The sequence below is a fragment of the Amaricoccus sp. genome, from assembly GCF_017995835.1.
GTDB lineage: Bacteria > Pseudomonadota > Alphaproteobacteria > Rhodobacterales > Rhodobacteraceae > Amaricoccus.
Genome location: NZ_JAGOID010000118.1, coordinates 1 through 8,274 on the forward strand (window position 1 = coordinate 1; position 8,274 = coordinate 8,274).

5 protein-coding genes are annotated in these 8,274 nt (G+C 75.2%); 3 read left to right on the plus strand and 2 right to left on the minus strand.

The window, feature by feature from the left end; genetic code table 11:
- Positions 1-3,558, minus strand: a 3,558-nt coding sequence (locus KBA23_RS14390) for an MBG domain-containing protein (RefSeq protein ID WP_290742180.1), incomplete at its 3' end; no start/stop codon positions are given.
- Positions 3,559-3,790: 232 nt separating this feature from the next.
- On the opposite strand from KBA23_RS14390, the gene KBA23_RS14395 reads away from it, so the two are divergent.
- The 3 genes from KBA23_RS14395 (at position 3,791) to KBA23_RS14405 (ending at position 6,541) form a co-directional block, all read left to right on the plus strand.
- A complete protein-coding gene (locus tag KBA23_RS14395) occupies positions 3,791-4,528 on the plus strand; it encodes a serine protease (RefSeq protein ID WP_290742183.1) in 738 nt (245 codons plus the stop codon).
- A gap of 56 nt (positions 4,529-4,584) precedes the next feature.
- Positions 4,585-5,775, plus strand: coding sequence for an FAD-dependent monooxygenase (locus tag KBA23_RS14400; RefSeq protein WP_290742186.1), 1,191 nt, complete (start codon positions 4,585-4,587; stop codon positions 5,773-5,775).
- An 85-nt stretch (positions 5,776-5,860) separates the two neighbouring features.
- Positions 5,861-6,541: a TerC family protein gene (locus tag KBA23_RS14405; RefSeq protein ID WP_290742189.1), complete on the plus strand. Its 681-nt coding sequence runs from the start codon at positions 5,861-5,863 to the stop codon at positions 6,539-6,541.
- Here KBA23_RS14405 and KBA23_RS14410 read toward each other — a convergent pair.
- Positions 6,535-7,983 (minus strand): exopolysaccharide biosynthesis polyprenyl glycosylphosphotransferase, encoded by a 1,449-nt coding sequence (locus tag KBA23_RS14410; protein ID WP_290742192.1) that lies wholly within the window; start codon positions 7,981-7,983, stop codon positions 6,535-6,537. The genes KBA23_RS14405 and KBA23_RS14410 overlap by 7 nt on opposite strands.
- Positions 7,984-8,274: the final 291 nt, after the last annotated feature.

Below are 8,274 nucleotides of genomic sequence, written 5' to 3' on the forward strand. Positions count from 1 at the left end.
CGGGTCGATGGCGAGCGTGCCTGGGTCGGCGGCGATGACGTAGTTCGCCGCCGCCAGCCCGCCGCCGGTGATGGCGTAGTCGCCGACGTCCGACGTCGCGGTAGCGGAGGTGGCGAGCGCGCCGGTGATGACGCGCGCGTCCTGCCCGAGGACGAAGCCCGAGGCGGTGAAGCCGCGGCCGTCCAAGGCCGAGGAGCCATACGTGCGCGACTGGTCGGCGATCGCCACGCTCAGCCGGGCGGGGTCGATCTCCAGCCGGCCGCCCTCGACGGTCAGGACGTAGTTCTTCGCGGCGAGGCCGCCGCCGGTGATGGCGTAGGTTCCGACACTGGATGCCGCGGCCGCGTCGGTCGCCACCTCGCCCGAGATGACGGACCCGTCCTGGCCGAGGACGAGGCCGGTCACCGAGAAGGCCCGGCCGTCGAGCGCGGCGGAGCCGTAGGTGCGGGACTGGTCGGCGATCCGCACGCTCGCCCGCGCGGGGTCGATGGTCAGCTCGCCCGCGACATAGGCGATGTCGTAGTTGCCGCTGGTCAGGCCAGCGGCGGCGAGGCCATAGACCCCGACGTCGCTCGCCGCCGTTGCGTTCGTGTCGAAGCGCAGCCGGCCGCCGAGGACGGCGCTGCCCTCGCCGTTGACGAAGCCCCGGTACTCCGCGCGGAAATCGGGATCCGGGCCGCCATAGGTCCGGCGCGCATCGAGCGTCGTAACCGTCAGCGGCGCACGACCGACGGAGATGGCGCCGGCGACCGTCTCGACGAGATAGCCCTGCGCCGAGGCGACGGCGGCGATGTCGAGGGCGTAGGGCGTCGTGGCGGCCGGGGCGAAGGCGCTCGCGCCGTCGCTGGTGGCCACCGGCGCGCCGTCGAGCGCGGTGGTGAGGCTGTCGCCGGGGCGAAGGCCGGCGATGGTGTAGCCGTCGACGCCGAAGCCGAGCGGGATGCTCTGGCCATAGGTCTTGGCGAGGACGTCGCCGGTCAGCGTGAGCGTCGGGCGCTCGCCATAGACGATGCGGTCCCCGTCATAGCCGAGGTCCAGCGGGCCCTCGGCGGTGTAGCTGCGGCCATAGAGGTCAAAGTCCCGCGGCCCCGGGGCAGGGCCGTCGACGCCGTCGAAGCGGTCGACATAGAGGAGCCAGCGCCCCTCGGGGTCGTCGAGGGCGAAGGTGCCGGTTCCGGCGCGGGTCTCGTTCAGGAACTGCGCCCCGGCCGCGACCACGAGGGCGTCGCCGCCGCCGGTCGCGGTCAGGCTCGCCTGCGGACCGAGGCGGACGCCGGCGATGGTCTCCAGCGTGATCTGCGACGCCGTCACCGGCGCGTCGATGTCGATCCGGCCCGTCGAGTTCGGCTTCGGCAGGGTGGGGATGATGTCGACCGCGAAGGGCTCGGTCGAGACGTAGGCCGAGACCGTGCCCCCGGGCGCGGCGCGGCGCAGCGTGAAGTCGGCGTCGGGCAGCAGGCTGAACTGCGGCTGGAAACCGACGCTGATGTCGCCGGCGATCACCACGGCGCCGCCGTTGTTGCCGCCGGTCCCGGAACGGACCGGGCCGTTCCAGACCTGCCGCTCGCCCAGAAGGGTGAGCGTGGCCCCGTCGCCGGCCTGGATGCGGCCCTGGTCGCCGACGCCGTTGGCGACCTCGATCTCGTCGGCGGTCATGGTGATCGAGCCGCCGGCGCCGGCGACGACCTCGGCGAAGGCGTTGCCGGCCGAGCCGCCGCGGATGCGGATCGCCCTGGCGTCGAGCCGGACGTCGGAGGCGTCGCCGGCGCGCCCGAGGCGCACCCAGCGACCGCCGGACGCGCCGCCCTGCAGGATGATCTCGTCGCCCGCCACGACGTCGACGCCGCCGGAGGCGGAATGGACCTGGATGCCGTTCGGCTGGACGTTCAGGCGCTCCAGCCGCACGTCGCCCTCGCGGGCCTCCAGCCGCAGGGCGCCGGTATTGGTGGACACCACGCGCGCGCCGCTGCCCGAGCCGATCTCGACGTCGCCCGTGCGCGCCAGCAGCGTCAGGCCGCCGGCGCCGGTCGCCTGCACGTTTGCGGCGACGTGGATCGAGCCGTCGGCGTCGAGCGTCAGGTCGCCCGCGCCGCTCCAGCTCAGGCCGTTCGCCACGGTGATGTCGCCGTCGTGGGAGAAGGCGGGCTGGAACGTGGTGATCGTCACGTCGCCGCCGCCGTTGAGCGCCGAGACGATCGTGCCGGCGTTGATGAAATAGGGCCCGGCGCCGGTTCCGCCCGGGCCGTTCACGCCTGCGCCGGCGCTCGCGCCTGCCCCGGAGACGATCGTCACGTCGCGCGGGTCGAGGAGCCAGTCGCCGCCGGCGCCGACCTCGACCGTCGCCGCGAGCCCGATCGTCAGCGCCGTCGCGCCGGAGGTCTCGACCGAGCCGCCCGCCGTGGCGCCGCCGGCGCGAATGACGCCGTCGAAGGTGGTGAGGCCATTCGACCAGAGCGTCACCTCGCCGCCGCGTCCCGTGCCGCCGGTCGCGTGGATCCAGGCGCCCTTGTCGACCGTCGCGCTGTCGGCCCGGCGCAAATCGCCCGCGCCGCCCCGGTCGCCGCCCAGCCGGACGCGGCCGCCGTCCTTGCCGCCGGAGACGTCGATGCCCGCGCCCGCGCCGATCTCGATCCGTGCGCCGGTAGCCGTCACGTCGCCGCCGCGCGTCGCGCCGGAAGCGTCGATCGTTCCGCCGACGCGGACCGCGCCGGCGCCGCGGCCAACGAGCTCGACGACGCCGCCCGCGCCGTTGGCGGAGGTGGCGCGGATCAGGCCGGTGGTGTTGATCGCCGCGTCGAGCGCCCGCGACGCCGCGCCGGCGCTGAGCATGACGCGGCCTTGGCCGACGTCGATCACCCCGGAATTGCTCACGCCCGCGCCGTCGCCGGCGCCATCGCCGTCGACGGCGATGCGAAAGACCCCGTCGCCGGCAAGGTCGAGCGTCGTCCGCGCCCCGGAGGCCAGCGCCACCGTGCCGCGGTTGGCCATGATGACGCCGGCGTTCTCGACCGAGCTTCCGACCAGCGCCGCGAGACCCTTCTCGCCGACGGTGATCCTGCCCTCGTTCGTCACGCGGGCGCCCGCCGCCTCGCCGCCGCCGATGACCAGCCGTCCCTGCTTCTGGAAGCGCGCCGCGTCGATGTCCTGGCTCGCCGCGACGAGCCCGCCGACGTCGACCCGGGCCCCGCGGGTGAACAGCACGCCGGCGCGGTTCTGGATCACCACCGTCCCCGGGGCGCGCAGCGCGCCGTCGATGACGCTGCGCCCGCCGGTCGTGACCCGGTTCAGCGTCGCGGCCTTCCGGCCTGGCTGGTCGAAGACGACCGTGTGGTCGCGCGCGACGTCGAAGCGCTTCCAGTCGACGATGGCGCGGCGGGAACTCTGGCGGACGGTCGTGCGCCCCGTCGCGGACGAGATCGTCGCCTTGCCGCGGGCGACCGTACCGCCCGTGGGCCCGTCGGCCGCCGCCGGCGCGCCGAGCGCGAGCACCGAGGCGCTGACTAGGAGCAGGGCGCGAAGCGGCGCGCGGAGGTGTCCGGGGACGGGCGGCGTGGGCATGCGGGTGTCTTCCTCAACCAGGGCGGCCGGGCGAGAGGACTGCGGCCTGCCGCGGCCTTCGCGCGTAATCAACCGTAAATTGATTCTGCTTTCTCTCTAATTAGTTAACGTCGGTTAACGTTGCGCTTTATTCATGCCGGCCGCCGCCGTTAGGCGGACGGAAAGGCCGCGCCCGCCAGGGTGGGCACGGGTGGCGCCGGCCGGGGGGCCGGCGCTCGGGGTGGAGCGGCGCATGGTTCTCCGGTCGGGGGCCGTCGACGCGGGCGGGAGCCTGCGACCGGCGGCGCGGTTTCTCGTTGCGGTTGCGGCGGCGTTCGCCGCCTGCGTCTGGGCCGGCGCGGAGGCGCGCCCCGCGCGCGGGCCGATCGACCACCACGCGACGGTGCGCAACGGCGAGGTCATGGGCTCGGCCTTCCTGATCGCGCCCGGAATCGCAGTCACCAACGCCCATGTCGTCGCCGGCCTCGCACCGGGCGCGCCGCTCGCGCTCGCTGCGCCGGGCGCTGCGGCCGCCGGGCGGCTGGTCGCCGTCAGCCCGAGGATGGATCTGGCCGTGCTGCGCGTGCCCGCCGGGTTCGTCGCGCCGGTCCCCGCGACGGACGCCGACGAGCGCCGCGGCCTCGCCGTCCGCGCCGCGGGCGTCGACGCCAGCGGCGGGCCGCAGGCGGGCGCGCGGATGGAGCTCGCCGGCGCCGTCATCGGCCCGCGCCAGCGGCTCGGCGCCTACGGCCCCGGCATGATCGTGCGGATGCCCGGCGTGCGCCCCGGCTTCTCGGGCGGCCCGGTGTTCGACGCGGGCGGCCGGCTCGTCGGCATGATCGCCGCGATACGCAGCAGCCCCGCCACCCTCGCCGCCGCCGCTTCCGGCCTCGCGCCCGCCGGCGCGCGCTACGCGGACGAGGCCTTCGTCCTCGGCGCCGGCGACATCCGCCGCGAGGCCGCCCGCCTCCTCGCCGCCGCCGACGATTGAGCCTCCGCCCCTCGCCCGGCTAGGATCGGCGCGGATGGCGGCAGGGGAGGCGAGGGATGGAGATCGCGGTGATCGGCGGCGGGATCGGCGGGCTCGCGGCGGCCGTCGCGCTGGCGCAGCGCGGCCTCGGCGTCGTCGTCCACGAGCAGGCCCCGGCGCTCGGCGAGGTCGGCGCCGGGTTGCAGCTCGCGCCGAACGCCGTCGCCGTGCTCGAGGCGCTCGGCCTGCGCGACGCGGTGGAGGCGGTCGCGTCCGCGCCAGAGGCGGTGGAGCTTCGCGACGGGCTGTCAGGCCGCCCGGTCGCGCGCGTGCCCCTCGGGTCCACATGCGTCGCCCGCTACGGCCGGCCCTACTGGCACGTCCACCGCGCCGACCTCCTCGCCGCGCTCGCGGCCGCCGCCGCCGAGGCCGGCGTCGCGATCCACCTCGGCAGCCGGGTCGCCGCCATCGCCGACGCAGGAGGCCCGGTCAGGCTCGAAGGGACGGCGGCGCAGCATGCCGACGCCGCGATCGCCGCCGACGGCGTCCGCTCGGCGATCCGCGGGGCGCAGTTCGGCGGGACGTCGCCGCGCTTCACCGGCAACGCCGCCTGGCGGGCGCTTGTCCCGGCCGGTCGCTTCGGCGCGCCGCCGCTGCCGCGCGCCGCCACGGTGTTCATGGGCCCGGGCCGCCACCTCGTCGCCTATCCGCTGCGCGGCGGCGCGGTCTGGAACCTCGTCGCCGTCGAGGAGCGCGCCGCCTGGACCGAGGAGAGCTGGAGCGCGCCCGGCGACCGGGATGCGCTGCGCCACGCCTTCGCCGGCTGGGCGGAGCCGGTCCCGACGCTGCTTGCCGCCGTCGAGGACTGCTTCGTCTGGGGGCTCTTCGATCACCCGCCGCTGCGGTCCTGGGCGAAGGGCCGCATCGCGCTCCTCGGCGACGCCTGTCATCCGATGACGCCCTTCCTCGCCCAGGGGGCGAGCATGGCGCTCGAGGACGCCTGGGTGCTCGCCGCCGAACTGGCCGCGCGGCGCAACGACCCGGCCGCCGGCCTCGCCGCCTACGAGGATCGCCGCATCGCCCGCGCCACCCGCACCCAGACCGCCGCCGCGCGCTCCGGCCGGGTCTATCACCTCGCGAATCCGGCGCTGCGCGGCGCGGCGCATCTCGCGCTCGGCGCCGCCTCGCGGCTCGCGCCGGGCGCGCTCACCGGCCGTTTCGACTGGCTCTGGCGGGCCAATGTCGTCGGCGCCGCGGCCACGGACTGAGCCGCCGGGCCGTCGCAGGGGCCGCTCGGGTCTGGCGACCGCGGCCCGGTCCTGCTAACGGGACTCAGTCCGCGCGGAGCCTCCCATGTTCGATACCGCCCTCCTGAGCGCCTTCTTCCAGGTCGTGATGATCGACCTCGTCCTCGCCGGCGACAACGCCGTGGTGATCGGCATGGCCGCCGCCGGGTTGCCGGCCGAGCATCGGCGCAAGGCGATCATGATCGGCATCCTCGCCGCGACGGTCATGCGCATCTGCTTCGCGCTGGTCGCGACCCAACTCCTCGCCATCACCGGCCTGCTGCTCGCCGGCGGCCTGCTGCTGCTCTGGGTCTGCTGGAAGATGTACCAGGAGCTGCGCGTCTCCCACAAGGAAGAGGCCGCCGCGGTCGAGGCGCTCGCCGAGGCCGACATCAACGTCGACGGGACCATCTCGGCTGGCGCCCCGCGCAAGACCCTGCGCCAGGCGGTGATCCAGATCATCGTCGCCGACGTGTCCATGTCGCTCGACAACGTGCTCGCCGTCGCCGGCGCGGCGCACGAGCATCCGAGCGTGCTGATCATGGGCCTCGCGCTCTCGGTCGTGCTGATGGGCGTCGCGGCGTCCTGGATCGCCAGCCTCCTCAACCGGCACCGCTGGATCGGCTGGGCCGGTCTCTTCGTGATCCTCTATGTCGCGCTCAACATGATCTACCATGGCTGGGAGGACATCTCCGTCCATGCCTTCGCGCCGGCCGCGGAGGCTCCGGCCGCTGCAGCGGATCAGTAGGCGCCCTCGGCGCCGGCCAGCCGGAACGGCGTCAGCGCCAGGATGCGCAGGTCGAGCCAGAGCGACCAGTTCTCGATGTAGTGCAGGTCGAGCTCCACCCGCCGGCGCAGCGCCTGCGGGTCGGCGATCTCGCCGCGGGCCCCGTGGATCTGCGCCCAGCCGGTCACGCCGGGCCGCACCTTGTGCCGCGCCGCGTAGCCGTCGACGATCGCCTCGAAGGCTTCCTGCCGGCTCGACACGGCGCCGACGACATGCGGCCGCGGTCCGACCAGCGACAGATCGCCCCGGAGCACGTTGAAGAGCTGCGGCAGCTCGTCGATCGACCAGCGCCGGATGAAGCGACCGACCCGCGTCACGCGCGGGTCGTCGCGGACGACGACCCGGCGCGCCGCCGGATCGCATTCCGTCGCCTGCATCGAACGGAACTTCCAGACCTCGACCGGGCGGTGGTTGTAGCCGTGGCGCGGCTGGCGGAACAGCACCGGTCCCGGGCTGTCGAGCCGGATCGCCACCGCCGTCGCGACAAGCACCGGCGAGAGCAGGACCAGCGCCGCCGCCGCGCCGATGACGTCGAGCGCCCGCTTCGCCACGCGCTGCGGCGCGCGCAGGGGCCGCGACATCAGCTCGACGAGCCCGCCGCTGCGAGGGGCGTCGTTACGCCGCGGCAGCGCCGGATCGTCGGCGTAGTCCCAGAGCCGGACGTCGACCGGCAGAACCTCGACGGCCTTCAAAACCTCGCGGATGCGTCGCTCGGCCGCGAGCGGCAGCGTCACGATCAGCATGTCGATCTCGGCCGCCCGCACGAAGGCGACGAGGTCGGCCACGGTCCCGAGCTTCGGCACGCCGCGGATCACCGCCGGCGAGCGGCTGTCGTCGCGGTCGTCGAAGACGCCGCAGACCCGGATGTCGGCCCCCGCCGCCGCGAGCGAGGCGATGGCCTCCCTGCCGCGCTCGCCGCCGCCGACCAGCACCGCGCGCCGTTCTGTCAGCCCGAAATCGAGCGCCGCCGCCGCCATGGCCGCGGCGAGGCCGCGCGCGGGCAGGGCGAGCGCCGCCGCCAGCGCCGCGCCGGGGGCGCCCGCGCCGACGAGCCAGGCCGCCGCCGCCCCGAGGCCGATGGGCCCGATCGCGCCGCGCGCGAAGCGCCGGAGCCGTCGCAGCCGGTGCCCGCCCGCGACCGCCACGACGCCGGCGACCGCCAGCCCCGCGCCGGCCGCGACGGCGGCGGCCCCGAGCGGCGCCGCGCCCGCCACGACGAGCCCGCCCCAGATCCCGAGTGCGACCGCCGCGGCGTCGAGCCCGAACCCGACGCCGGAGACTGCGCCCGGAGCCAGCGACGTCCGCCGCAACCCGGCGGCGACGGCGCGTGCGTTCTCGGAAAGCGCCGCGCCGTCGGGCGGCGTCGGGGCGGAGGCGGGGATTTCGGCTCTGGCGGCGTGCATGCGCGCCTGAATGACGGGCGAACCTTAAGGAACGGCCACCATCCGCCCCGCGCCAGCGGTTCAACGCGCTCGCAATGAACGGGATTTCCCGCGCATTCGAATCATACCGGCGGGCTCATGAAACGACTCGCGGGCGCTTTTTGGCCTTTGACGCTTTTATCGTTTGTACTCAGGTAGTTACCCTATCTATCACGCGTGTTAGCCCGTGCTGCGCCGGGCGGCCTGGTAGACTCGCCGGTATCAGACGCGCGGCTGGCCGGTCGGGGGGGGGGCGGGCGCGGGGACCGGCTG

Coding starts and splice junctions, on each gene's coding strand:
- KBA23_RS14410 (WP_290742192.1), bottom strand. CDS start 7,983: ATGCACGCCGCCAGAGCCGAAATCCCCGCCTCCGCCCCGACGCCGCCC.
- KBA23_RS14395 (WP_290742183.1), top strand. CDS start 3,791: ATGGTTCTCCGGTCGGGGGCCGTCGACGCGGGCGGGAGCCTGCGACCG.
- KBA23_RS14405 (WP_290742189.1), top strand. CDS start 5,861: ATGTTCGATACCGCCCTCCTGAGCGCCTTCTTCCAGGTCGTGATGATC.
- KBA23_RS14400 (WP_290742186.1), top strand. CDS start 4,585: ATGGAGATCGCGGTGATCGGCGGCGGGATCGGCGGGCTCGCGGCGGCC.